This window comes from Sandaracinaceae bacterium (genome assembly GCA_020633055.1).
In the GTDB taxonomy this organism is placed as follows: domain Bacteria; phylum Myxococcota_A; class Polyangia; order Polyangiales; family Houyiibacteriaceae; genus JADJJE01.
The window spans coordinates 122,898-147,773 of the sequence record JACKEJ010000008.1; the positions used below are offsets into that span (position 1 = coordinate 122,898).

At 68.6% G+C, this 24,876-nt stretch carries 18 protein-coding genes; 10 read left to right on the forward strand and 8 right to left on the reverse strand.

Translation table 11 applies throughout. The features are described 5' to 3' along the window. Positions 1 to 78 precede the first annotated feature (78 nt). The 5 genes from H6726_17400 (at position 79) to H6726_17420 (ending at position 4,290) form a co-directional block, all read left to right on the forward strand. The gene (locus tag H6726_17400) at positions 79 to 1,008 is read left to right on the forward strand and encodes a LysR family transcriptional regulator (GenBank protein MCB9659424.1); all 930 of its coding nucleotides are present in this window, start codon (positions 79 to 81) and stop codon (positions 1,006 to 1,008) included. 46 nt (positions 1,009 to 1,054) lie between these two features. Further along, complete coding sequence (locus H6726_17405) at positions 1,055 to 1,954, forward strand: ADP-ribosylglycohydrolase family protein (protein ID MCB9659425.1); 900 nt, start codon at positions 1,055 to 1,057, stop codon at positions 1,952 to 1,954. A gap of 70 nt (positions 1,955 to 2,024) precedes the next feature. Further along, positions 2,025 to 2,252 (forward strand): hypothetical protein, encoded by a 228-nt coding sequence (locus H6726_17410; protein ID MCB9659426.1) that lies wholly within the window; start codon positions 2,025 to 2,027, stop codon positions 2,250 to 2,252. Positions 2,253 to 2,380: 128 nt separating this feature from the next. After that, a complete protein-coding gene (locus tag H6726_17415) occupies positions 2,381 to 3,388 on the forward strand; it encodes a hypothetical protein (protein ID MCB9659427.1) in 1,008 nt (335 codons plus the stop codon). 47 nt (positions 3,389 to 3,435) lie between these two features. Continuing rightward, a complete protein-coding gene (locus H6726_17420; GenBank protein ID MCB9659428.1) occupies positions 3,436 to 4,290 on the forward strand; it encodes an alpha/beta hydrolase in 855 nt (284 codons plus the stop codon). Positions 4,291 to 4,437: 147 nt separating this feature from the next. Here H6726_17420 and H6726_17425 read toward each other — a convergent pair whose 3' ends face one another. Then, complete coding sequence (locus H6726_17425) at positions 4,438 to 5,493, reverse strand: Rpn family recombination-promoting nuclease/putative transposase (GenBank protein MCB9659429.1); 1,056 nt, start codon at positions 5,491 to 5,493, stop codon at positions 4,438 to 4,440. 229 nt (positions 5,494 to 5,722) lie between these two features. Between H6726_17425 and H6726_17430 the strand changes: the two genes are divergently transcribed. Continuing rightward, the gene (locus H6726_17430; protein ID MCB9659430.1) at positions 5,723 to 6,772 is read left to right on the forward strand and encodes an IS110 family transposase; all 1,050 of its coding nucleotides are present in this window, start codon (positions 5,723 to 5,725) and stop codon (positions 6,770 to 6,772) included. Between the two features lie 658 nt (positions 6,773 to 7,430). Here H6726_17430 and H6726_17435 read toward each other — a convergent pair. The 6 genes from H6726_17435 to H6726_17460 all read right to left on the reverse strand — a co-directional run bounded on the left by H6726_17435 (position 7,431) and on the right by H6726_17460 (position 14,311). Next, positions 7,431 to 8,039, reverse strand: a complete 609-nt coding sequence (locus H6726_17435) for a transposase (protein MCB9659431.1) — start codon at positions 8,037 to 8,039, stop codon at positions 7,431 to 7,433. Positions 8,040 to 8,205: 166 nt separating this feature from the next. Continuing rightward, the gene (locus H6726_17440) at positions 8,206 to 9,027 is read right to left on the reverse strand and encodes an ATP-binding protein (GenBank protein ID MCB9659432.1); all 822 of its coding nucleotides are present in this window, start codon (positions 9,025 to 9,027) and stop codon (positions 8,206 to 8,208) included. Beyond that, on the reverse strand, positions 9,027 to 10,622 hold the full coding sequence (locus H6726_17445; protein MCB9659433.1) for an IS21 family transposase: 1,596 nt from the start codon (positions 10,620 to 10,622) through the stop codon (positions 9,027 to 9,029). Before H6726_17445 ends, H6726_17440 begins: the two co-directional genes overlap by 1 nt. A gap of 54 nt (positions 10,623 to 10,676) precedes the next feature. Beyond that, the gene (locus H6726_17450) at positions 10,677 to 11,135 is read right to left on the reverse strand and encodes a hypothetical protein (protein MCB9659434.1); all 459 of its coding nucleotides are present in this window, start codon (positions 11,133 to 11,135) and stop codon (positions 10,677 to 10,679) included. Between the two features lie 502 nt (positions 11,136 to 11,637). Next, positions 11,638 to 12,450: a DUF429 domain-containing protein gene (locus H6726_17455; protein MCB9659435.1), complete on the reverse strand. Its 813-nt coding sequence runs from the start codon at positions 12,448 to 12,450 to the stop codon at positions 11,638 to 11,640. 305 nt (positions 12,451 to 12,755) lie between these two features. Beyond that, positions 12,756 to 14,311, reverse strand: a protein-coding gene (locus H6726_17460; protein MCB9659436.1) for an IS3 family transposase whose coding sequence is annotated in 2 segments (ribosomal slippage) — positions 12,756 to 13,858 and positions 13,858 to 14,311 — 1,557 coding nt in all. Because the reading frame shifts where the segments join, the coding sequence is not laid out codon by codon here. Between the two features lie 469 nt (positions 14,312 to 14,780). Here H6726_17460 and H6726_17465 point away from each other — a divergent pair. Both H6726_17465 and H6726_17470 read left to right on the forward strand, forming a co-directional pair. Further along, on the forward strand, positions 14,781 to 16,946 hold the full coding sequence (locus H6726_17465; protein ID MCB9659437.1) for a hypothetical protein: 2,166 nt from the start codon (positions 14,781 to 14,783) through the stop codon (positions 16,944 to 16,946). Further along, positions 16,943 to 18,016 (forward strand): IS110 family transposase, encoded by a 1,074-nt coding sequence (locus tag H6726_17470; protein ID MCB9659438.1) that lies wholly within the window; start codon positions 16,943 to 16,945, stop codon positions 18,014 to 18,016. The genes H6726_17465 and H6726_17470 overlap by 4 nt, the downstream gene beginning before the upstream one ends. A gap of 439 nt (positions 18,017 to 18,455) precedes the next feature. Here the strand turns inward: H6726_17470 and H6726_17475 are convergent, their stop codons facing one another. After that, on the reverse strand, positions 18,456 to 22,352 hold the full coding sequence (locus H6726_17475; protein MCB9659439.1) for an SBBP repeat-containing protein: 3,897 nt from the start codon (positions 22,350 to 22,352) through the stop codon (positions 18,456 to 18,458). A 152-nt stretch (positions 22,353 to 22,504) separates the two neighbouring features. Here H6726_17475 and H6726_17480 point away from each other — a divergent pair, with 152 nt between their 5' ends. Beyond that, positions 22,505 to 22,798, forward strand: a complete 294-nt coding sequence (locus tag H6726_17480) for a hypothetical protein (GenBank protein MCB9659440.1) — start codon at positions 22,505 to 22,507, stop codon at positions 22,796 to 22,798. Between the two features lie 154 nt (positions 22,799 to 22,952). Then, positions 22,953 to 24,002, forward strand: a complete 1,050-nt coding sequence (locus H6726_17485; GenBank protein ID MCB9659441.1) for an IS110 family transposase — start codon at positions 22,953 to 22,955, stop codon at positions 24,000 to 24,002. Positions 24,003 to 24,876: the final 874 nt, after the last annotated feature.

The following is a 24,876-nucleotide window of genomic DNA, read 5'->3' on the forward strand; positions in this document are numbered from 1 at the left end:
GTCACCGTAGTGGGCGGCGCGGCCAGCAGGAAATCCGCATTCGTCACGCACTCATGCGCTGTGCTTATACTTCGCGGCATGAGCCGCAGCGCCCTCTCCGCACTGAACCTCAACTCGCTGGTGGCGCTCGACGCGCTGCTGAGCGAGTGCAACGTGACGCGCGCGGCCCGGCGGGTGGGCATCACGCAGCCCGCCATGAGCCAGACGCTGGCGCGGCTGCGCGAGCTGTTCGACGACCCGATCCTGGTGCGCAGCGGGCGGGGCATGAAGCGCTCGCCGCGCGCGGACGCGATGCTGGCGCCGCTGTCGGAGGCCCTCCAGGCCGTGGAGCACGCCGTGCAGCTGGGCATGCGCTTCGACCCCAAGACCTCGACTCGCGTGTTCCGCATGGCCATGACCGACCTGCACCTGGCCGTCACCCTGCCCGAGGTGCTGCGGGTGATCGCCAAGGTCGCGCCGGGGGTGCGCATCGAGGCGCAGGCCATCACCATGCGCGGGCTGTCCGAGCGCATCGCGGCGGGCGTGGTGGACCTGGCGCTGGGGTTCCTGCTGAGCGTGGGCGAGAAGCTGCGGAGCGAGCAGCTGGTGGCGGAGCGCTACGTGTGCCTGGTGCGCGCGGGGCACCCGCTGGTGAAGCGCAAGCGCGTGTCGCTCGCCGACTACGGCCGCCACCAGCACCTGGCCAACACCCCGCTCGAGTTCGTCCCCGCGGGTATGTCCGGGCTGTCCTATGGCTCCGGCGCGCGCAGCGGCATCCGCGCCGCCCTGCCCTCGCTGCTGGCCCTGCCCGCCATCGTGCGCGCCACGGACCTGGTCGCGACGGTGCCGCGCACCACGCTGGCCGCGCCGATCGACTTCACGGACGTGGTCACCCTCGACGCCCCCAAGGAGCTGCCCGACGCGGTGCACTCCATCTGGTGGCACGACCGCTTCGACCGCGACCCGGCACACGAGTGGCTGCGCGACGTGGTGCGCACAGCGGCGCTGGCGACGATCGAGCGCTCGTGACGCAACGCGGAATGTTCTGGGCGCACTCCGCGGTTCGAGGCAGGAGATGCACACCCCAACGCCTGCGGCAGCGCCCGAGCGCGCGCGTGGCGCCCTGATCGGCGCGCTCGTGGGCGACGCGTGGGGCCGGCCCTACGAGGGGACGGCGGTGTCGGACGCCGCCCGGATCCTCGCGGAGTTCGCGCGACGGCGAGACGCGCCCGGGACGCTGGGCCACAGCGACGACGGCGAGATGACCCTGGCGCTGCTCGAGTCGCTGCAGTTCGACGGAGCGCTGGACCAAGAACACTTCGTGCGGCTGATGAGCTTCACCCACGAGCCGGCGCGAGGCTACGGCAAGGGCGTTCGGAGCGTGTTTCGCGCCGTGCGAGGCCGCGTCCCGTGGCAAGAGGCCACGACGAGCTTCTGGGTGGACGGCTCACGCGGGAACGGCGCGGCAGCGCGGGTCGCGTCTGTTGCGGCCCTCCACGCAGGCGCAAGCGAGGCACACGTCGTGGAGCTGGCGCGCCGGAGCGCCGTAGTGACCCACGCGCACCCGGAGGCGGTGGACGGTGCGGTGGTCATCGCGGTGGCCACGCACGCGGCCGTACGCACGGCAGAGCGCGCCGCTGTCACGGATGCCGCGACGCGACATGCTGGGTCGCTCGTGAGCGTGGTCGCGCAAGTGGGTGCGTTGCGCGACAGCACGCCCGCAGAGGTCGCCAGACAGATCGGGAACGATGTCCTCGCCTCGCGCTCGGTGGGGTCTGCCCTCTGGGCGCTTCACACGAGCGCGTCCTTCGAGGGCGCCATCATCAACGCGCTCTCTCTTGGCGGCGATACGGACACGATTGCCTGCATGACTGGCGCCATCGCCGGCGGGTTCTACGGAGCCGACGCGATCCCGACCTCGTGGCAGCTGGCGCTCGAACCAGAAGCGCGGCGGACGCTCGCACGCGTCCCGTGAACGATACGTTCTTCGCCTCACCACGAGATGGTCGTGGCACCCCACCCAAAACGCGCGCTACGATTCGGTCATGTCAGCGATTCGCGCACGCGTCGAGAACGGGCGGCTGCTGGTAGACCAACCGACGAGTCTGCCGGAGGGGACGGTCCTCGACCTCGTCGTCGACGATGAAGGCGACGCCCTCGACGCGAGCGAGCGTGAGATGCTCGACGCCGCTATCTCGGCCGCGTGGCAGTCTGTCCGCGAGGGTCGCGGACGCGCCGCGGCCGACGTCCTCGCCGATCTGCGTCGGCGTTGATGCGCGGCGTCGTCGTCGCCCCCTACTACATCGCGACCGAGGAGGCAGTGGTCGTCCTCGCCGTGTGGGGCGCGATCAAGGGCGCGGGACCACGGTTGCGCCGCCCCAGCTGAGGTACCCTGCGCGCCATGACCATCCCCAACGCGACCAGCCACTCCCTCCGTCTGCTGGTCTGCCTGCACTGTGGCGCGCCGTTCGAGTCGGCGCCCGAAGGGGGCCACTACACCTGCACCTACTGCCGCGCCACGCACGACGTGAAGCCGCGCGACGAGCGGCCGGAGACCTTCGCGGGCAGCGGCGTGTTGCCCGCCAAGCCACAGGCGACCGAGGCCGAACGCTTCGCCGCGCTGCGCGAGCAGATGGTCAGCACCCACGTCTACAACTTCCCCCCCGCGTCGCTGCGTGACCTGGCGCGGCACAGCACGGACGTCTCGCGACTGGCCGAGGCCGAGGGCCTGTACCGCACCGCCGAGAAGCGCGTCATCGACGGTGGGGGCTTCGAGGCCGAGGCCGAGCTCTTCTGGATCGCGGGCATTCTGCGCACCATGTACCTGCGCCAGAAGGAAGCGCGGCGCGCACGCGCCGTGGACGAGATGACGCTCGAGACGCTGCGCGACCCCGTGCTGCGCACCGTGCAGCGCGCCTCGCTGGCCAACCGCGCGTGCGAGGCCGGCGACCTCGAGAGCGCGGACGCTTGGCTAGCCCCCTGCCCGCGCGACTCCGACGTGCTGGCCGTGCACACCAGCGTGCGCGTCACCGAAGCGCGCATCGCGTTCAGGCGCGGCGACTACGCGCGCACCCTCGCGTGTCTGGGCGCCGAGGCCGACGCGGTGCCGCTGCGCATCGACCGCGACGCGATGGCGTGCCTCTACCGTGCCGCCGCCTACGAGCGCCTCGGCAAGCTCGACGAAGCCGCGCGCGCGCTGTCCGCCTCGCGACGCACCCTGGGTGGAAAGCTGTTCGCGGTGCGCAAGATGACCGACTGGCGCGAGACCTTCCCCGACGAAGGCCTGTGCGACCAGACGTTCCCCGCGTTCAAGCGCAACGCCGTGCTCGCGCGCGTGGGCTGCATCGGCATCGTGCTCCTGTCGCTCGGGGCCGCCGTCGTGGGCGTGGCCACGTCGCTCTTGGGCTGACGCCACGCACGAACCTCCGGGGCACCGCGCCTGGGCTACACTGCCGCATGGCCCGCACCTACACGCCCGACCCCGACACCATCACCCTGCACGCCAACGGCATCGACTTCGCCTGCCTGAGCTGGGGCGAGGGACCGCTGGTGGTGCTGGTGCACGGCTTCCCCGACACCGCGCGCACCTGGGACCTGGTGGGCCCGCGCATCGCAGCGCTCGGCTTCCGCGTGCTGGCGCCCTACACCCGCGGCATCGCACCCAGCTCCGCGCCCGCCGACGGCGACTACGCCAGCGACACGCTGGGCCGCGACATCCTCGCGCTCATCGAAGCCGCAGGCGAGCAGCAGGCCATCGTCGTGGGCCACGACTTCGGGGCCAGCGCGGCCTACTCGGCAGCGGGCCTCGGCTCCGACAAGGTGCGCAAGCTGGTCACCGTGGCCATCCCGCACCCCGCCTCCATCAAGCCGTCACTGGGCAAGGTCTGGAAGGTGCGCCACTTCATGACCCACCGGCTCCCCGGCGCGGCCAAGCGCTTCGCGGCCAACGACTTCGCCGAGCTGCGCGTGCTCTACGAGCGCTGGTCCCCCGGCTTCGCCTGGCCCGACGCCGAGTTCGAGGCCGCCAAGAACAGCTACTCCGCCCCTGGCGGCACGCAGCGCGCCCTCGACTACTACAAGTTCATCACGCCCAAGCCGCCCGCCGGGCACCTCGTGCGCCTGCCCATGCCCTCGCTCGTCATCGGGGGCCACACCGACGGCGCGATGAAGGCGGAGGACTTCGAGGGCTGCAAGGGGCGCTTCACCGGTCCCATCGAGGTCGCCATGGTCCCGGGCGGACACTTCCTGCACCGCGAGCACCCCGAGGAGTTCCTCGCCGTGCTGCTGCCGTTCCTGAAGGAAGGCGCGTAGGGAGTCCGTCATGGACGTCGACATCGCCGTGAACGGCCCCGTGGAGGACGCCGAGGTCATCGCCCTCTACCGCCGCGCCTCCAGGTCGCAATGTCGACGCGCGGTAGCTCCGACGTCCGCTCGAACCTGGCGTGATGACCGGGTGGGTCAGCCGTCGCCCAGGACCTCCTCGGCGCTTGCGGCGGTCAGCACGCGAACGAGCATCTGCTCCAGCTCGGGCCCGGCCGCGGCGTCGACACGCGCATCGAGCGCAGCGTCGAGCGAACCGAACCGCACGCTCAGCAGGTTGCGCAACGTGGCCCGCAGGGCAGCCAGAGAGCCCTCCTGCCTGCCTTGCTGGATGCCCTGCTCGCGACCACGCTGGATGCCTTGCTGCAGGCCTTGCTGCAGGCCCTGCTGTAGGCCCTGCTCGCGGCCTTGCTGAATGAGTTGTTCACCGGCTGATGCCAAGGGACCCTCCGCGGTGGGGACGTGTATCAGGATGGCGCGGCGGACATCTTCGACAGACTGCTCGCCCGCCGCCAAGAGAATGTAGCGCAGCAGCGCTTCGAGTTCATCTGGGTGCCGTTCCGCCACGAGGGTGAGCAGCGCGGCCCAGAACTCCAAGTGGGCGAGGATGGCATGAACATCGCGGCCATCGCGCAGCAGCCAGGAGGCCACCCGGGCGACGGGTGCGAGCGGGCGGCCCATCAGCTCCGCGTTGCTGGCCACGGCGAGGTCGTCGATCAGCAGGTCGAGGTTGGGCACGAAGCGCCGCAGCTCAGGGTGCTCGGCCAGGCCCTCCACCATGGCGTGCACGGACCTGGGCGCGCTCCACGCGCGGGCGCCGTGGTGGACCACTAGCGGGACCACTAGCGGCAGCGTCCCCCGCTGCGGCTCGTCGGCGCGGAGCTTGGCCCAGATGCGCACCACGTACTCGAGGATGCGGAACGGCATGTCCGGATCGGCCCGGCTCTGGTGCTCCAGCAGGACGTAGACGTACGCGTACCGCTGCCCATGGCGTGGATTGCGGAAGGGCACCCGGAAGAGCAGGTCGGTGTGCCGCAGGCGCAGCTCCTTGGACACGAAGCTGCCCTCCACCACCTCCAGCTTGTCGAGGTCCAGCTGGGTCACGAGCGAGCCCGGGAGTATGGTGCGCAGCTCGCCGGCCGCGTGCTCGGGGGTCGAGAAGATCCTCTTGAACAGCGCGTCGTGCTTCGCCATGCCCGGCCGTCTTCGGCCGAACTGTGCGCGAGTTGCGTGTTTGCGCGCTCGCGCGTGACCGTAGGCTCATGCTTGCAGCAGGACGGAGCCAGTCTCACGCGACGCGCGGCGCCGACCGGCTCAGGAGCGTTCTCCGGGACGTCAGCCCATAGATGGGATGAAGCGCCGCCGTCCCTCTCCGGCGGCATACTGAAGGCTGCGACGCGGAGCCGCGAAAGGAGACGCTACGATGGACCACATAGGCATCGACGTTCACAAGGCTAGCACTCAGGTCTGCATCCAGGGAGCGGACGGTGAGCTGCAGGAGTTTCGGATCCCGACGACTCGTGACCGGCTCATCGAGACGTTCGGCGCGATGGCGCCCGGCAAGGTGCTGTTGGAGGCCTCGACGGAGAGCGAGTGGGTCGCGCGATGTCTCGAGCGGGTGGGCCACGAGGTGGTAGTCGCCGACCCGGGATTCGCGCCGATGTACGCCACACGGAGCCGGAAGGTGAAGACCGACCGACGCGACGCACGGTGCCTCGCGGAGGCATGCCAGCTGGGCGCGTACCGGGCGGCCCATCGGACGTCTGACGCGAGCCGTCACCTGCGCGACTTGGTGCTAGCGCGCAAGCTGCAAGTTCGCATGCGTAGCCAGACGATTGTCACGTTGCGGTCCATTCTGCGGCGAGAAGGGTTTCGGCTTCGGAGCGGTGGTGTCGCATCCTTTCGGACGCGGCTGGAGGAACTCGAATTACCCGCGGAGACCGCGGAGGTCATGGCGCCGCTGCTGGACCTCATCGACACGCTCACCGCTTCCATCAAGCAATCGGAACGCGGTGTCGCGGACCAGCTCGCGCTGCACCCCCGGGCAGCCCGACTCACGACCGTGCCGGGCATCGGGCCGGTCACGGCCATCACCTTCCACGCCACGATGGACGACAGCAGCCGCTTTGCGTCTGCCCGTGCCGTCCGCGCGTACCTCGGCCTTGTCCCCTCCGAGCGCAGCAGCGGCGAGAAGCGGCAGCTTGGCCACATCACCAAACGCGGTCAGACCGAGCTCCGGAGCCTGCTCGTCGAGGCCGCCTGGCGCATCGTGCGCAGCACCAGTGACGACACACTCGCGATGCGCAACTGGGCGGCCGGCATCACCGCACGCAGAGGCCGCGCCATCGCGGTCGTGGCGCTCGCCCGCAAACTCGCGGGCGTCCTCTTCGTGATGTGGCGTGACGAGCACGACTTCGCGCCTCGGCGCACGAACACGCAGCCCCCAAGACCTTTGGCCGCTTCGGCGGCCTGACTCCGCTTGCATTCCAACGACAGAACCCGAGTGAAATCACGGATGGCAGAGCACGGCATGTCTGCTGGCCCATTGCGAGCGCCGACTCATAGATAGTGCCCGCCACCCTTTTCGAATCCCACGGTGCGCCGCCGCTTCGAGCGGCAACTCAGAGCGCGGACAGAAGGCTGAAAGAACTCGTTTTCACGTCGGTTGGTCACGACTCAAACAGCAAATATCGACACACACAACGTGCGGTCACTTGACTTCATGTGGCACTTCACAGAAGCCGACATGAACGTGCCTTCGCAAGTGTCCGAGATGTTTGCATAAGTAATAGCGATTCGGTGAAGCGCGCCCCGCGCAAGCTGCAGGACGGCCAGCGCGGGTGAGGCGCGGTTCGCCGAGGCGCCGTTGAACGGAGCCGCGGAGCATCACCCAGGCGCGAGCGGTCGGCTATGGGCCAATCGCGGCGGGCACCTCGAGGCGACGAGGCTTCGGCGGGGGCTTGGGACGAGACGCTTCCGGGTGCGGGGAGGCAGCCAGGTGAGATCCACCGGGTCGCCGCCGCCCGTCGCACGTGCGCGGCACGGCGCCATCGCCGGACGGACGAGCGCCACCACCGCAGCAGACGGACTGTCGCTGCGTGAGGCACGCACGTGCACGTCGCGAGCGAGGGTCATGACGAGTCGATCCCTTCAACGCGCGTCGGCATCGACGTCGACAACGGGAGCACGAGCAGCTGCGTGTCGCAGTGGGGGCAGCGCAATGGGTCACGGCCGTGGAGGGCCAGCATGAGTTCGACCCAAGTGCGCGGGCTCTGGCGCGCGTCGAGCTCCACCCCACGTGCAGACGTCGAGGCGCCAGCGAGAGCGGCCTGTGCGCGCGCGAGGGAGAGGGCGCGGACGTGATTGGTGGAGACGAGGCCAGCATGACGGATCTTGTGGAAGCCCCTGGGCAAGGTGTGGCGCAGGAGGCGAGCGAGGAAGTCCACCGCGTTCTGCGTGCAGGTCTTCCCGTCCTTGGTGGCGAAGGTCACCGCCTCGCCGTCGTAGCGGATGAGGCGGGCGTTCGAGACGCCGACGCGATGCGTGTAGCGCCCGAGGTAACCGAAGACCTGCTGCGCCCCCGCGAACGGCGCCTTCGCGTAGACGTGCCACCTCGTCTCGAAGAGCGCGCGCCGCACGGGCTCCACCTCGTCGGGCGGCAACACCAGCGTGCCCGCGTCGAACGCCGGCAGGATGGCCTCACGCACGAAGCCTCGGACGAGCTTGGCGAGAGCCCTCACGGGGAAGAGGTACCGGCCGTTGCGGCGTGCCGCTTTGCACCCCCAAGGGACCACCTGATTCTCAACCACATGGGACCGGGGGTCGGTCCGATGACGTTGAGCGGATAATGCCGACCGGGAGGTCGCTTGTCACGCCGGAGGGGCCCGTGGCCCCGACGAACCGCGGCTACCGCTTGCGGCGACGGATCGGTAGGTCTGGCTTGGTGACGGGCGTTCCTGGTAGCGGCTCGGCGGCATCGATCGTTGGCTTGAGGCGAGCCCGGTAGGACTCACCTTCGACGACGAGGTCGTAGGCGCTGTTGATGAATCGGTCGACGGCGCTCTGGGCGAGCAGGACGTCGTCGAACGCCGCGATCCACTCGCTCGTGTCGCGGTTGCTGGTGATGATCGTGGCGACTCGACCGTTGCGCTCGACGAAGAGCTGATAGACGTCGCGGCTCTCGTCGCGTGTCATGGGCTCGAGCGCGAAGTCGTCGATGATGAGCAGGTCGACGGTCGTGAGCTCGATCATCAGCGCGTCCCGTGAGTTGTCCATGCGGCTCTGCTTGAGTCGTCGCAGCAGGTCGTCCGCGCGGGTCATCGCGACCTGGAACCGATGTCGACACGCGGCGTGTCCGATGGCGGTGGCGAGGAACGTCTTGCCGACGCCGACGGGGCCGAGGATGACGGCGTTGCGTCCTTCGGGGATGAAGCGCAGGCAGAGCAGCTCGCGCAAGACGCGCTGGTCGAACGAGACCTTCGCGGACTCGTCCCAGCGTTCGATTCTCATGTCCGGGTTCAGCCCCGCGTCCTTCGCGCGCCGCGCCGTGGCGGTGCTGTCGCGTCGATCGATCTCGTCGCGAAGCAGGAGGAGCAGCAGCTCCTCGAACGCCATCTTGCTCTTCTCGGCGAGCATGATTCGCTCGAGCAACGTGGGGATCATCTGGCCGAGGCGGAGCTTCTTGAGCGCGGCCTCGAGGTCCATGTCGAGTCGTCGTGGTGTCGCCATCACTCGTCTCCCTTCGGCTTGCTCGCGCCGTCGCGACGAGTCTGGAAGGCATCACGTTCTCGGCCGAACCGCGGGTGTTGATCGAGACGCGCGAGAGCACCGCGGTCCTCGGCGCTCGCCTCCATCTCGAACGCCCGCTGAAGCAGCTTCGCCACCCGTGGCACGTCGAGGACGTCGAACGAGAGTGCGTGCGCGCACGCGGCGTCGACGCGCTCACGGCCATAGCGGTCGCAGAGACGGAGGAGCTGGTAGCCCTGTCGCATGCGGGTCCACGGGAGCGGACCATCGATCAGCCGCGACATGTACTCGCCGACGTGCTCGCCCTTGACGCGACTCTGTTCGAGGAGGTTGTCGAGGCTGCGCGTGGCGTATCCATCCTTGCCGATTGGGTAGTCGTTGGGGTCCGTCGAACGATGACCAGGGCGTTGCCGCGCGTGCGTCTTGATCAGCTCGCCACCGAGGTAGAGCCGCACCAACTGACGGTCCTCCCGCACACGCAAGGTCCGGCCGATGTACTTGCTCGGCACTGAGTACAGCGCCTTCGAGATCTGCACGTGATGGTCCGGATGCACCTTCGCTTCGGTCCAGCGAGGAACGTCGAAGGTCGTCGTCGGCGCCGGCTTCAGCTTGGGCTTCTCCTCCTGCTCGAAGTGCTCTCTCACGATCCGCCTCGTCGTCCCGTGCTCACGCTCGGCGACGTCGCGACACCACTGCAGCGCGCTGCGACGCGTGTCCTCGAGGCCCTTGAACTGCTCCCCGTCGAACCAGCTCTCTCGGACGAACGGGACCTGATTCTCGACGCGCGGCTTGTCCTTCGGGTGCCGCACGCGCGCGGGGTCCGCGAAGAACCCGCGGGCCTGCGCATACTCCAAGAACGTGTCGTTGAATCTCGGAGCAGTGGCGTGCGGCTCGATCACCATCGTCTTCGGGTTGTCGATGACCACGCGCGCGACGACGCCACCGAAGAACTTCCACGCCTCGTCGAGACCCTCGCAGATCGCGGCTGTCGTCTGCTCGAACGTCGGCCAGACGAACTGCATCCGGCTGCACGTCAACGTCACCACCAGGCACCAGAGCGCGCGCGGCTTCCCGGTGTCGTGGTCGAAGATCGTCCCCATCTTGCCGAAGTCCACCTGCGCCTCTTCGCCTGGCGGTGGGTCGTCGACGCGGACGGTCGGCTTCCGCTCCCGCCAGCCGAGCTCGTCGTGGGCCCAACGGCACAGCGTCGCATAGGTCACGTCGACCCCGTGACGCGCGAGCAGCGTGTGCACCTTCGTCAGTCTCAGCGCGCGCTGCCCCGGCTTCTCCGGGAACAGCCACCCATGGATGCGCTCTCGGTGGGCATCGAGCACGCGACGTGGCTCGCTCGGCGCTGGTGCTGGTCGACCCTGCACCTCCTGCACCATCTGCTGCACCCGCGCATCGTCGGTCCCCTCCGCGCGCGTCGATGCGTCCACGTACCGTCGCACCGTCTTGCGGTCCAGCCCCGTCTCGCGGGCGATCTGCCGCAGCCCATGCCCCGCTTCGAAACGGCGCAGCACCTCTTTCACTTCGATCATCTTCAGCTCCCGATAGGCCATCTGGAGTCGTCGCACGCCCGCTCGCGCGCGACCCAGGGGCCGGGCTCGGTCACCGAACCGAAGGAGCCCTCAGGTGGTCCCTTCAGGCTGCAAATCGGGTGGTCCCATGCTCCTGCAAAACACAGGCGCATCCCCCTCGGGTGGTCCCATGAGGCTGCAAATCAGGTGGTCCCATGGGGCTGCAAATCCAGCCCCGGGGGTGGTCCCATGAGGGTGCAAACCGGCAAACCGCGCGACCTGCTCGGGTGGCACCAGCTCGCGGTACGAGCCCTTGTGTCCCTTCTGGCCGCCGCGCTTCTTGCCCTTCGCGTTCTTGCGCAGCTTGCCCCCGCCCGGCGTATCCCCCGACGGCGGCTTGTTCGAGTTCTTCGAGTTCCGGCTCAGCTCCTCCGTCAAGCGGAGGACCAGCCCCTCGAGAGTCTCGACCTTCGTGACGAGCGCCGCGTTGAGCTTCGCGAGCTCCTTGTTCGACGCCTCGAAGAGCGCTAGCCGCGCGTGGAGGTCATCGATCTCGGAGGGCCCTGACACGCACAACGTAGATCACGATCCCGATCCGCTGTCGATCGCGAATTCAGAACGCCCCAGAATGATCGAGCTTTCAGGGGGCGTGAACGGTTACATGATCGGCGGGTACCACGGATCCGAACTGAATCGGTTCCTTTCTGCGGCGACCACGTCGTCCCTGAAGGCTTTGGGGGTCAGTCCCCACGCAGCGTTGGACTGTCCGCGGAAGCGGAACCGCGATGGGTGGTCGATAGCGGCCTGGCCGCTCCATCCCTTCCATGGGAGCAGCGCGTCCAGAAACTCTTCGGCGGTCGGGCAGTCGATCCGTTCGATCGTGGGGTTGTGCACGCCCTACGACAGCACGCTCCCAAGCGCTTGCGCAACCTTGCGGTGCTGGGTTGCACGAGTTCGTGACGGGGCCAAGTGGTCACAACCACACGCTAAGCGCACGACTGGCCCTCTGCGTCAGCTGCGCCACGCGCCGTCGTTTGGTGCACGACAATTTCGGTTGGTACACGAGCGCTGCTTAGGCTCTCGAACTGGGGCACCAAATCGCTGCTGCCTCGTCTCCCAGCGGCCGCGCACCACCCTCCATGTACCGAACCCCGACCCAGGCACAAACGAGCGCATCGAGAACATCCTCGTATCGTTTGAGCGAGTTGAGCGAGGGGACGTCATCCGCTGCCGGCAGGGGCACACCGATTGGCCCTAGGGCTTGGTGAAGCGCCTCGTGGATTCGGGCGAACTCGTGGAGGAGGTACGCGATTCGCTGCCGCAGCGGTTCACGAGGCCAGTAGCGGGTCGACTTCGACACCTTGTACTGCACCCGGTAGCTGCACTCCAGCAGCGCCAACAGAGCTGGATGGGGATAGACCTCAAGCAAACGCCGAGGGGTCGAGACCTGGGTGTCTGCACCTGCGACGCGATAGCCAGCGTTGCGGAACGCGGCCGAGAGCGACTCACCCAGTTTGCCGGGCCTCGCAACGCTCGGTGAATGAGCCGCACACCCTCGGCTCCCAAACTCCCGAGAGATCGCATTGTCCGCTTCACGCCGACCCGTGAACGCGTTGAGCGACACCGGCATGTCGATCGTGACGAGGTCCACTTCGACACCTGCGAGCTTGGCAGAAGCTGCCAACAGTTTCGGAACGTTGGCGTCGCATCCAGTGAACCTTTCGGCAGCCCACTGAATCGGAGTCCCCTCCGCGAGTCCCAAGAAAGAGTTGTAGCTGGGAGCAGCGGCGACGACTCGCCAGCGCGCCGCGTCGCGGGTCACCAGCGCAACGCCACTCGGTTCCGTAGCGGTCCATGCAGCATCGAGCGCAAGGATGGTGGTCACGGACGCACCCGCAACCGCAACACGCTCGGGGGTGTCCCTACTCCCGCTGCGTGCGTTGCACCGAACTCTACTTGTGGCGACGCTCGCACTCGGAGGTGCACCAGTACGCGAAGGTTTGCACCGTGCCCCCGGTCATGTACCAGGGCGCGACAGGTCCTGAGACCCTGCTGCCGTCGACCTTCCCTGCTTGGTAGTAAGCCTTCCCACAACCCTCGCAGACAATAGGGCGGCTCTTTTGGTCATAGAGCATGTGCGAACTCTACATGCGGCCGCGGTGTGTGTCAAACGAGTTGTCGCCTGAATCTTCAAGCGGCGTTGCCCACCGTGGGTGAGACGGTGATCGCGGGCCGGTCGGGGTTGAGGTGGACGACTTCGGGCCGGTCCCACGGCCGGATGTTGCGGGTCCAGCGCTCTGGGTGCTTGGCGTGGGCCTGCTCGTAGACGAGGCGGCGGTGAGCGAGGATGGGGAGGTCGGCGCCCACGTGACGGGCCTGCGGGGTGACGAAGCCGATGGCGGAGTGCAGGTGCTCGTGGTTGTACCAGCGCACGAAGGCTTCGATGGCGGCGACGGCTTCCTCCAAGGACTGGAAGCGGCTGGTGGGGTGGTCTGGTCGGTACTTCAGAGTGCGGAAGAGCGCCTCGATGAAGGGGTTGTCATCGCTCACCCGGGGCCGGCTGAAGGACGACACGATGCCGAGGGAGGTCATCATCGCGAGCATGGTCGCGCCCTTCATGGGCGAGCCGTTGTCCGAGTGCAGGACGATGCCCTTGCTCCTCACGCCGAGCTGGTCGCAGGTGGCGTGCAGGAGCTGTGCAGCGAAGCTGTCCGACTCCTCGTCGTTGACGCCCCAGCCCACGATCTTCCGGCTCCACACGTCGAGGAAGACGTAGAGGTAGAAGAAGGTGCCGCGGACCGCAGCGGGCAGGTAGGTGATGTCCCAGCAGAGCAACTGGTTCGGGCCGGTGGCAGCGCGTGCCTTCGGGCGCGTGTTCGTGCGTGCCTTCACGGGGCCGCGGTGGGTCATCAGCCCCAGCTGTTTGAGCACCCGGTAGAAGGTGGACTCCGAGCCCACGTAGTCGCCCTGGTCGGCCAGGCGCGGCACGATCTGTCGCGGCGAGAGGTCGCGCATGGCTTCGCTGGTCGCGACCTCCACGACCTTCGCGCGCTCCGCCTCGCTCAGCTTGTTCGCGGGCGGCGTGTGCGACCCCTTTCGGCGGTCGTCGCCACCATCAGGGCCTTGCTTACGCCAGCGCTGGAGCGTCCGCGCGGGCAGCTCGATGACCTCGCAGGCCTTGTGGTGACGCGCTCCGGAGCGGACGGCTTCGTCGACGAGGGAGAGGATCACTTGCCGCTCCTCCCCGGCGTGTCGTCGTCCTCGTCCCCCCAGAGCGCGTGGACTTTTTTTGCGAGCACCAGCAGCGCCGCCGTCTCCGCCAGCGCCTTCTCCTTGCGGTTGAGTTCGCGCTCGAGCTCGCGGATGCGCTTCTGCTCCTTCGTGCGTGCACGGCTGCCCCCGAGGGCAGCCAGCGCCTGCTCCCGCCACTCGGTCACGGTGGCTTCGTGCAGACCCTCCCGGCGCAGATACACGCCGAGCTCCGAGCCCGTCAGCCCCGCAGTCTCTCGCACCACCCGGAGCCGTTCGTCCGGAGCCCAGTCTTCTGGGCGGCGGCCCTCCCGAGGGGGCGGCTTCTTGTCTGTGTCGTTTGCCACGAGTGCCACGCTAGCCGCTTCTCGCAACCACCGCGAGAGGGTCGCCTGCGACACCCCACTGGTCTCTGCCAGCGCCGTCGCGGACGGCCCGCCTGGAAGCATCAGCTTCCGGATCATGCTCTGTTTGAACTCGCTCGAATATCGACCCATCGGGTCCTTGCCTGCCTCGCCCCCGAGGTGGTGTGGTGGGGTTCTGGAACCGGGCTATGCGCCCGGTGGAGGCGACAACTCACGCTGACACAGGGGGTTTGTCCTACGTGCGTTCGAAAGCTGTATCCCGACCGCGCCGACGAGATCTTTCGGGGTCTCGAAGAGAAGACGCGCTCCGGAGACAGCGCGAAGTCCTAAGTGGTCGCATCCACGACGTTGCAAGACCATCGATCCCTTCCGGCAGGCCCATAGATGGGATGAAGCGCCGCCGTCCCTCTCCGGCGGCATACTGAAGGCTGCGACGCGGAGCCGCGAAAGGAGACGCTACGATGGACCACATAGGCATCGACGTTCACAAGGCTCTGAAGTCTTGACACCCCCCGGTTGACCGGCTGATTCGTCGAGGAAACGCGGCGTCAAAATTCGACACCATCGTGGCATTAATTCCGCTGCGGTACGTTGGTAGGGGATGCCGACGTCATCGAGCCAGACCGCTTTATTCGAGAGAGTGGATCCGACCACGGTGACGAGCCTGTTCAGCGGGGGTCAGGTGCGGATCCTGGTGCACGGCCACGTGGTCTACGAATACCAGGAGGACGACCTGACCCACCGAGATCTGGCCGTCATAGGGCTCCGGAGGATCGGCCTTCGAGGCAAGCGCATTGCGATGGTGTGCCGCGTGAGCGAGTCGGAGGTCACGCGAGTGCGTCGACGCTACGAGAAGGGCGGCACGGCCGGTCTGGTGCGCGCGCCAACGCGCGAAGGGCTTTCACCGCTGAGCGCGGAGGAGCGCTCGCGCGCCATCGCGATGCGAAGCGCCGGGGCATCACTGGACACCGTGGCGCGGACGATGCGGCTGTCCCTGCCGCGCGTCATCGCGACGCTCGACGCGGAGGGATTGGGGTCCGTGGGGCGCGGTCATCGCTTGCGCACCCACCTCCCGGCGCAGCTTCCTCTGACGTCGGTGGAGCCTGAGCCGAGCCCCGCGGACGAGCCTGCCGCCGAGCCCGAGACGCGTCCTGCGCGCGATGCGGAGGACGACGAAGAGCTGCGCCCCGGCATGCCGCTCGCGGCGGGGACCGAGCACCGCTCGCAGTACGCAGGCCTGGTGCTGCTGACGAGCACGCTGTGCGACTTGGGCATCGTCCCGGCGCTGAAAGTGGCCTCGGCCAAGCGCTCGGACAAGGCGGTGTACTCGGCGCCGACCATCGCGATGACCCTCTGCGCGGGCATCGCGGCGGGGTACCACTCGCTCGAGTCTCTGCACGAGCGCGATGCGTACGGGCTCGGGGTGGTGCTCGGCACCGAGCGATGCCCGAGCGTGCGGACGATGCATCGCGCGCTCACCCAGATGACGGCCACTTATGATCGCGTCGCGCTGCACGGCGAGCTCGCGCGCCACCTTGCCCGCCGCGCTCCGATGGACGTCCGCGTCTTCGGTGTCGACATCCACTTCAAGACGTACACAGGCAAGGAGCGCATCGACAAGGGCTGGAACAGCAAGCGCCGCCTCGCCGAGAAGGGCCTCGCCGACGTGGTGGTCACCGACGCGATGGGTCGTGCCTGGTTCCGCGAGCCGGTCCCCGCGGGCAGCCACCTCTCGGCCTGTCTCGGCCCGATGGCCGAGCAGCTGCGCGTGGCGCTTCCGGAGACGACCGTCGTACTCGTGTCCGACCGAGGTGGCTTCGACTTCGATGTGCTCGAGAAGCTGAACGCGACCGGCGTGAAGTACATCGCCTGGGTGCCGGCCTCCGTGAATCTCCCCGACCTCGCGACCATCGCGCCAGCGCAGGATGGCATCGGCGGTGCGGTCTTCGAGCACCCGCGCATGACGCACGCGAGCCGGCTCATCGTGCAGCGCGACGGCGACAAGCTGCTTCCGCTCTGCACGAACGTCGACACGAGCATGGATGTCGTGGAGGTCGTCGAGACGCTCCGCGCGCTGCGCGGCATGCAGGAGAACTCCTTCAAGTCGGGACGGCAGCGTGCCGGCATCGACCAACTCTCCGACCGTGGCAAAGCAACGCGTGCCCCCGACGACCGCATCATCGACAACCCGGAGTACGTGCGCTTGAAGGAAGAGCTCGAGCAGCTCAACGAGACGGTCTCGGAGATCGAGTCATGCCCAGAGCGCTGCACCCAACGCGGCAAGTGGACGAGCGAGTACGTCGTCGCGCACCTTCGACAACAGACCACACAGAAGCAGATCCGTGACGTCCCCGCTCGCGTCGAGCGATGCGCCGTCGAGCCCGACGCCCAGCGTGCTTGGCTCTGCACCACCAAGCGCGACCTCGTGGTGCCCATGCGCTACCTCGTCGACAACGCCGTGCGCGACCTCGTCGACCGCCTCGGGGACGCGCTCTCCTCGACCGACCGTGAGCACGATGCCTCGACGCGCGCGCGAACCCTGATGGCCCTCCTGCAGGCCCCCGGGACGCTCCGCTTCGAGAAGCGCCACGTCGTCGTCACCATCGAGCTGCCGCTCCCGCCCGCGCCGCACGCGCGGATCGCACAGGCCCTCGAGGCCATGGATGAACTGCAACCGCGCTTCACGGATGGCGTGCGCACCGTCCGCTTCCGCCTCGCGCCCAGGGTCACGTGTGGCTCGATCCCCCTCGCCCCGAGCCCGTCGTGAAAATGCCATTCGGGCGGTCGACGAAGCCGGGGGGTGTCAAGACCTCAGAGGCTAGCACTCAGGTCTGCATCCAGGGAGCGGACGGTGAGCTGCAGGAGTTTCGGATCCCGACGACTCGTGACCGGCTCATCGAGACGTTCGGCGCGATGGCGCCCGGCAAGGTGCTGTTGGAGGCCTCGACGGAGAGCGAGTGGGTCGCGCGATGTCTCGAGCGGGTGGGCCACGAGGTGGTAGTCGCCGACCCGGGATTCGCGCCGATGTACGCCACACGGAGCCGGAAGGTGAAGACCGACCGACGCGACGCACGGTGCCTCGCGGAGGCATGCCAGCTGGGCGCGTACCGGGCGGCCCATCGGACGTCTGACGCGAGCCGTCACCTGCGCGACTTGGTGCTAGCGCGCAAGCTGCAAGTTCGCATGCGTAGCCAGACGATTGTCACGTTGCGGTCCATTCTGCGGCGAGAAGGGTTTCGGCTTCGGAGCGGTGGTGTCGCATCCTTTCGGACGCGGCTGGAGGAACTCGAATTACCCGCGGAGACCGCGGAGGTCATGGCGCCGCTGCTGGACCTCATCGACACGCTCACCGCTTCCATCAAGCAATCGGAACGCGGTGTCGCGGACCAGCTCGCGCTGCACCCCCGGGCAGCCCGACTCACGACCGTGCCGGGCATCGGGCCGGTCACGGCCATCACCTTCCACGCCACGATGGACGACAGCAGCCGCTTTGCGTCTGCCCGTGCCGTCCGCGCGTACCTCGGCCTTGTCCCCTCCGAGCGCAGCAGCGGCGAGAAGCGGCAGCTTGGCCACATCACCAAACGCGGTCAGACCGAGCTCCGGAGCCTGCTCGTCGAGGCCGCCTGGCGCATCGTGCGCAGCACCAGTGACGACACACTCGCGATGCGCAACTGGGCGGCCGGCATCACCGCACGCAGAGGCCGCGCCATCGCGGTCGTGGCGGACGCCCGCAAACTCGCGGGCGTCCTCTTCGTGATGTGGCGTGACGAGCACGACTTCGCGCCTCGGCGCACGAACACGCAGCCCCCAAGACCTTTGGCCGCTTCGGCGGCCTGACTCCGCTTGCATTCCAACGACAGAACCCGAGTGAAATCACGGATGGCAGAGCACGGCATGTCTGCTGGCCCATTGCGAGCGCCGACCCATAGATTGTGCCCGCCACCCTTTTCGAATCCCACGGTGCGCCGCCGCTTCGAGCGGCAACTCAGAGCGCGGACAGAAGGCTGAAAGAACTCGTTTTCACGTCGGTTGGTCACGACTCAAACAGCAAATATCGACACACACAACGTGCGGTCACTTGACTTCATGTGGCACTTCACAGAAGCCGACATGAACGTGCCTTCGCAAGTGTCCGAGATGTTTACATAATGTATATTCTGCGCAGCACGCTGTGGCTCAGTACTCGGTGAGCGCTCCGCGTTCGCATCCGGACCGCGCATGTGGCGTTTCGCGAACTCGACCGCTCGGCACGCCAGGTCGCCCAGCGCCGCCTTCGCTACGGCGCGAGCAGGTTCGCGACGAGCGCGCCGCTCGACGCAGGGGCTCCCGGGATCATCCCCCCGGTAGATCCGACGACGATGGCGGTGTCGCCGATCCCCGCGGCGGCGTCGTAAACCAACTCCGTCATGTCGGAACCGATCATCCGGTTCCACGTAACGCTGCCATTCACGCTCGACAGGCGGAGCGCCAACGCGTCCCAGCCGCCCTGGTGGGTCTCGCCGGGCCAGACGTCCTGCGTGTACACGCCCAGCACCAGCCCGCCCGTGGGCGCAACGTCCAGGTAGCCGCCGCGGTCGGCGGCGGTGGTCCCGTACTGCCGAATCCACGTGAGGCCGCCATCCGGGTCGAGCTGCATCGCGAACACGTCCCAGCTCCCGAAGTCCGTCTGGGTGTCGAGCGCGCCGGAGCACTCTCCGCCGACATAGATGTTGCCCATCCCGTCGAGCGCGATCGAGAGACCGCGAGCCCAGGCGGTCGAACCTCCAAATTGCTCGGTCCAGAGGAGCGCGCCGCTCGAGTCGTACTTCATCACGAAGGCGTCCTGGCCGCCCACCGCGGTGGCCCCTGGGAGCTCGCCATCGGTGAAGCCAGTCACCACGAGGTTGCCCACCGCGTCGGTCGCGAGCGCCATCGCCTGGTCGCCCGCGGTGGTGCCGACCTGGTCGGTCCAGAGCAGCCCTCCGTCGGTGTCGTATGCGCGAACGAAGAGGTCGTCCCCGCCCTGGTTGGTCTCGCTCGGAAACGCGCCACCGGTCCGGCCCCCGACGAAGACGTTCCCATTCGCGTCGGCCGTGATCCCGAACGGCCACTCCGTTCCGGCCGTGCCGAACTGTCGATTCCACACGAGGGCGCCGGCGCGGGTGTACTTGAGTACGACGCCGTCGCGCCCCCCCGCGCTCGTCTCCCCGGGGATGGTTCCGGACGTGTACCCACTGACGACGATGTCCCCCGACCCGTCGAACGCGACCCCAGTGGGGCGAACGCCAGTGAATGTGGCGCTCGTCCAGCGCTCCACGCCGTCCGCCGCGTAGAGGCGGACGCGAGTGGAAGACCCGACCTCCACCGCCACCACGACATCTCCGTTTGCCGCCACGTCCACACCGACCGCGGTCGTATCGAAGACGTCGAGCCAGTCGCCCACGCAGAGACTGTCGGCCGTCGCGGTGCCGGCCAAGGCTTCGATTTCGTCCACACCGCAGACCGTCCAAGTCGCACATGAAGCCTGATCCGACGTATCCGTGAAGGTGCCGGAGGCGCAGGGGGAGCATGTCCGATCCCCATCGGCCGAGCCCTCGACTTCGATGTACTCCCCGGGGACGCACGTCGTCCACGCGCTGCAACTGAGCTCGTTGGTCGCCTCGGTAAAGGATCCGGCCGCGCACAGCGCGCACGTTCGATCGGTCGTCGCGTCACCCTCTGCGAGCACGTACTCACCCGCAGCGCAGTCCGTGCGGCCGACGCACGCCGTCGCCGGATCCGCGTCATCGTCCCATGTGGTGCTCGAGCACGCGACCGGCGCCGCCGTGTCTCCCGCGCAATACTCCCCCGCCGCGCAATCCGCGCACGTCACATCGGTCGTCGCGGTCCCCGCCGCCGTCTGCGTCGTCCCCGCCGGGCACGTCCCGTGGTCGCTGCAGCTCCCCGCGTTCGTCGCGTCGCTGAAGGCCCCCCCCGCGCACGCCGCGCATGCCCGATCCACGCTCGCCGACGGCGTGTTGCTCACGTACTCACCCGGATCGCAGTCCTGCCACGTCGCGCACGTCGTCGCGTTCGTCGCGTCGTTGTACGTCCCCCCCGCGCACCCCGCGCACGTCCGATCCTCCGTGACCGACCCGTCGTAGCTCACGTACTCCCCGGCCCCGCAGTCCGTCCGGTCGACGCACGCCGTCGCCGGGGCGGCGTCGTCGTCCCACGTCGCGCTCGAGCACGCCACCGGCGCCGTGGTCCCACCGGCGCAGTACTCTCCCGCGGCGCAGTCCGCGCACTCCGGCGCCATCGTCGCGGTCCCCGCCGCCGTCTGTGTCGTCCCCGCGGGGCACGCCCCGTGGTCCGTGCAGCTCCCCGCGTTCGTCGCGTCGCTGTAGGTCCCGACCGCGCACATCGCGCACGCGCGATCCACGCTCGCCGACGGCGTGTTGCTCACGTACTCGCCCGGATCGCAGTCCTGCCACGTCGCGCAGATCGTCGCGTTCGTCGTCGTGCTGAAGCTCCCCGAGGCGCACCCCGTGCAGGTCCGGTCCGCCGCCGCGCTCCCCGCGGTCTCTTCGTATTCGCCCGGCACGCAGTCGGTCCAGTCCGCGCACGTCGCTTCGTTGGCGGTCGCCGTGAACGCGCCGTCCGCGCACGCGTCGCACTCCCGATCCGCGGTGGTGCTCCCCGCCACGCTCACGTAGCTGCCCGCCGCGCAGACCGTCCAGGCCGAGCAGCTCGTCGCGTTGGTCGCGTCGCTGTACGTCCCGATGGCGCACGCCGCGCAGGTCCGGTCGTTCGTCGCGTCCCCCTCGGCCGTCACCCGCTGCCCCGCCGCGCACACCGTCCGCGCGACGCACGCCGTCGTCGGGTCCGCGTCGTCATCCCAGGTGCCGTCGCCGTCGTCACACGCGACGCGCGCGGCCTCACCACCGGCGCAGTACTCGCCCGCGCTGCACGCTTCGCAGGTCGGCGGCGTCGTCGCGTCGCCCGCCGCCGTCTGCACCGTCCCCGCCGCGCACGCGTCCGCGTCGAGGCACAAGGACTGGTTCGGCCCCGACGTGTACGTCCCGTCCGCGCACGCCATGCAGGCGCGGTCGTTCGTCGGGCTGCCCGCCGTCGACACATACGTCCCCGCCGTGCACACGGTCCATGCCTCGCATTGTGTCGCGTTGGGCCCGTCGCTGTAGGTCGAGCTCGCGCAACTCCCGCAGGTCCGGTCCGTCGTCGCGCTGCCGCTCGCGTCGACATACGTCCCGGCCGCGCAGTCGGACCACGCCACGCATTGCGCCACGTTCGCGCTCGCCGTGTACGTCCCGTCCGCGCACGCCGTGCACTCCCGATCCCTCGTCGCCGTCCCCGCGGTCGAGACATACGTCCCCGCCGCACACACCGTCCAGTCCGCACACGCCGGCGCGTTCGTCTCCGTGCTGTACCGCCCGCTCGCGCACGCCGTGCACGCCCGGTCCGTCGTCGCATCGCCCACGCCGCTCACGTACGTCCCCGCCAGACAATCCGTCTGTGTCACGCACGCCGTCGAAGGGTCCCCGTCGTGGTCCCAGGTCCCCGACGCGCACGCCTCCGCCGCGGACTCCCCGCCCGCGCAGTACGTCCCCGCGACGCACGCCTCGCACACCGGCGGTGTCGTCGACGTCGCGGCCGCCGTCTGCAGCGTGCCCGGCGCGCACCCCGTCACCGCCACGCAGACCGACTGGTTCGGCCCCGTCGTGTATGTCCCGCTCGCGCACGAGGCGCACTCCTGGTCCGCCGTCATGCTCCCCGCGACGCTCACGTACTCGCCAGCCGGGCACACCGTCCACGCCGAGCACGAGCTCGCCCCCGCCGCGTCGCTGTACGTCCCCGACGCGCACGCCGTGCACACCGCGTCGCTCGTCGCCGTGCCCGCCGCCGTCTCGTACTGCCCCGCGAGGCAGCCGGTGAACGGCTCACATTGGCTCGCGTTCGCGCCGCGGCTGTACGTCCCCGCCGCGCACGCCGCGCACGCCCGGTCGCTCTCCGCCGTCCCCGCCTCGCTTACGTACTCGCCCGCCGCGCACGTTGTCCACGCCACGCACGCCGTCGAGGCGTCCCCGTCGTCATCCCACGTCCCCGACGCACACGGATCCGCCGGCGCTCCCCCGTCGCAGCCCATCACCATTGCCAGCGACGTCGCCGCCACAAACCAGACCGAATTCCGCCTCATTCTCCGATGCTTGTACACCAGCACGGTGGAAAATTCCACGCGAATCACTAGGGAGTGTCTTCAAAATTCGGACCGAGTCTGGCGAAGCGCCGCGCCGACGGATGCGACGTCGACGAGCTGAGGAGATACAGAGCATCTTCGAGCGGGAGTCGATGGCGCAGGCGGTGGGCGCGCCGCCGACGCCCGACGAGCTCACCCAGGTCGCCCAGGAAATCCAAGGCGACATCGTCCTCTGCTTCGACGACCCGCCGGGCGAGGTGATCGTGCAGACGACGATCCGCGGCGACACCGGCGCGTTCTTCGGCCTTCAGCTCGCGGGTCCGGACGCGGAGCGCGCCGACATCGAGTGCATCTACGAGGTGCTCCACGAGGCGCCGCGCTTTCGTCGCTTCGAGGGTGAGCTCGAGGTGCAGTGGCGCGTCGGCGACGTGGCCTCCGAGCCCTGACGAGTCGGCGCCACGTCCGAACTCTGCGCTCGAGTCCGGGGCGCCCGGCTACAGCGCCGCCCGAACCGTGCCCATAGATGGGATGAAGCGCCGCCGTCCCTCTCCGGCGGCATACTGAAGGCTGCGACGCGGAGCCGCGAAAGGAGACGCTACGATGGACCACATAGGCATCGACGTTCACAAGGCTAGCACTCAGGTCTGCATCCAGGGAGCGGACGGTGAGCTGCAGGAGTTTCGGATCCCGACGACTCGTGACCGGCTCATCGAGACGTTCGGCGCGATGGCGCCCGGCAAGGTGCTGTTGGAGGCCTCGACGGAGAGCGAGTGGGTCGCGCGATGTCTCGAGCGGGTGGGCCACGAGGTGGTAGTCGCCGACCCGGGATTCGCGCCGATGTACGCCACACGGAGCCGGAAGGTGAAGACCGACCGACGCGACGCACGGTGCCTCGCGGAGGCATGCCAGCTGGGCGCGTACCGGGCGGCCCATCGGACGTCTGACGCGAGCCGTCACCTGCGCGACTTGGTGCTAGCGCGCAAGCTGCAAGTTCGCATGCGTAGCCAGACGATTGTCACGTTGCGGTCCATTCTGCGGCGAGAAGGGTTTCGGCTTCGGAGCGGTGGTGTCGCATCCTTTCGGACGCGGCTGGAGGAACTCGAATTACCCGCGGAGACCGCGGAGGTCATGGCGCCGCTGCTGGACCTCATCGACACGCTCACCGCTTCCATCAAGCAATCGGAACGCGGTGTCGCGGACCAGCTCGCGCTGCACCCCCGGGCAGCCCGACTCACGACCGTGCCGGGCATCGGGCCGGTCACGGCCATCACCTTCCACGCCACGATGGACGACAGCAGCCGCTTTGCGTCTGCCCGTGCCGTCCGCGCGTACCTCGGCCTTGTCCCCTCCGAGCGCAGCAGCGGCGAGAAGCGGCAGCTTGGCCACATCACCAAACGCGGTCAGACCGAGCTCCGGAGCCTGCTCGTCGAGGCCGCCTGGCGCATCGTGCGCAGCACCAGTGACGACACACTCGCGATGCGCAACTGGGCGGCCGGCATCACCGCACGCAGAGGCCGCGCCATCGCGGTCGTGGCGGACGCCCGCAAACTCGCGGGCGTCCTCTTCGTGATGTGGCGTGACGAGCACGACTTCGCGCCTCGGCGCACGAACACGCAGCCCCCAAGACCTTTGGCCGCTTCGGCGGCCTGACTCCGCTTGCATTCCAACGACAGAACCCGAGTGAAATCACGGATGGCAGAGCACGGCATGTCTGCTGGCCCATTGCGAGCGCCGACCCATAGATTGTGCCCGCCACCCTTTTCGAATCCCACGGTGCGCCGCCGCTTCGAGCGGCAACTCAGAGCGCGGACAGAAGGCTGAAAGAACTCGCTTTCACGTCGTTTGGCGAAATCTCAAACAGCAAACATCAACACAAGCAACGCACGGTCACTTGACTTCATGTGGCGCTTCACAGAAGCCGACATGAACACGCCTTCGCCAGCACTTAATACGTGGACATGACGTGTATTCTGCGCAGTGGGCTGTGTCTCAACGCGCATGAACCTCTTCGGCACGTCTGCAGGGTGCCATGCGAGGGGCTCCAAGGGGTAGCCCGGGCCTGAACTTGGCGCTTCGGACGGAGAGATGCCTCGAGAGGGCCGCCGTGGGCGCTCACCAGGAGTGTTCGGATGTGTCCTGGGTGTTGCGCAGGCGCACAACGGCAGCGGTCTTGGCGCGCGCTTACGGTGACGCCAGGGCGCTGCTAGCCGACAGCCAGGGTGCAGGCGCGCGTTGGCGGCGAAGCTGCATCAGCTTCGAGCGCGTCGAGAACACCGTGCCCGTGTGGGTGTAAGCCAGTAGCGAACACTGCCGCCGCCAGCACACCCCTTGACGCCCGCACACCCGCGCCCGAGGGAGGAGCGCATGTCCACCCGAACACGAACATCCGCAGGCGCGCGCGCTGTGGGCCCTCGCGGCGCTACAGCGTCTGCGCGCGTGTTCGTGACGGTGGTCACGCGTCTGCGCACGTCTGCTGGTCCCGCTTCCTAGCGAACGGACCGCCTCGCGCCCTCGCACACCCCTG

What these genes read in the sequence shown, in the direction of transcription:
- H6726_17420 (MCB9659428.1), top strand. Translation starts at nt 3,436, where the DNA reads ATGGCCCGCACCTACACGCCCGACCCCGACACCATCACCCTGCACGCC.
- H6726_17425 (MCB9659429.1), bottom strand. Translation starts at nt 5,493, where the DNA reads ATGGCGAAGCACGACGCGCTGTTCAAGAGGATCTTCTCGACCCCCGAG.
- H6726_17430 (MCB9659430.1), top strand. Translation starts at nt 5,723, where the DNA reads ATGGACCACATAGGCATCGACGTTCACAAGGCTAGCACTCAGGTCTGC.
- H6726_17410 (MCB9659426.1), top strand. Translation starts at nt 2,025, where the DNA reads ATGTCAGCGATTCGCGCACGCGTCGAGAACGGGCGGCTGCTGGTAGAC.
- H6726_17415 (MCB9659427.1), top strand. Translation starts at nt 2,381, where the DNA reads ATGACCATCCCCAACGCGACCAGCCACTCCCTCCGTCTGCTGGTCTGC.
- H6726_17485 (MCB9659441.1), top strand. Translation starts at nt 22,953, where the DNA reads ATGGACCACATAGGCATCGACGTTCACAAGGCTAGCACTCAGGTCTGC.
- H6726_17405 (MCB9659425.1), top strand. Translation starts at nt 1,055, where the DNA reads ATGCACACCCCAACGCCTGCGGCAGCGCCCGAGCGCGCGCGTGGCGCC.
- H6726_17440 (MCB9659432.1), bottom strand. Translation starts at nt 9,027, where the DNA reads ATGGCGACACCACGACGACTCGACATGGACCTCGAGGCCGCGCTCAAG.
- H6726_17475 (MCB9659439.1), bottom strand. Translation starts at nt 22,352, where the DNA reads ATGAGGCGGAATTCGGTCTGGTTTGTGGCGGCGACGTCGCTGGCAATG.
- H6726_17480 (MCB9659440.1), top strand. Translation starts at nt 22,505, where the DNA reads ATGGCGCAGGCGGTGGGCGCGCCGCCGACGCCCGACGAGCTCACCCAG.
- H6726_17465 (MCB9659437.1), top strand. Translation starts at nt 14,781, where the DNA reads ATGCCGACGTCATCGAGCCAGACCGCTTTATTCGAGAGAGTGGATCCG.
- H6726_17400 (MCB9659424.1), top strand. Translation starts at nt 79, where the DNA reads ATGAGCCGCAGCGCCCTCTCCGCACTGAACCTCAACTCGCTGGTGGCG.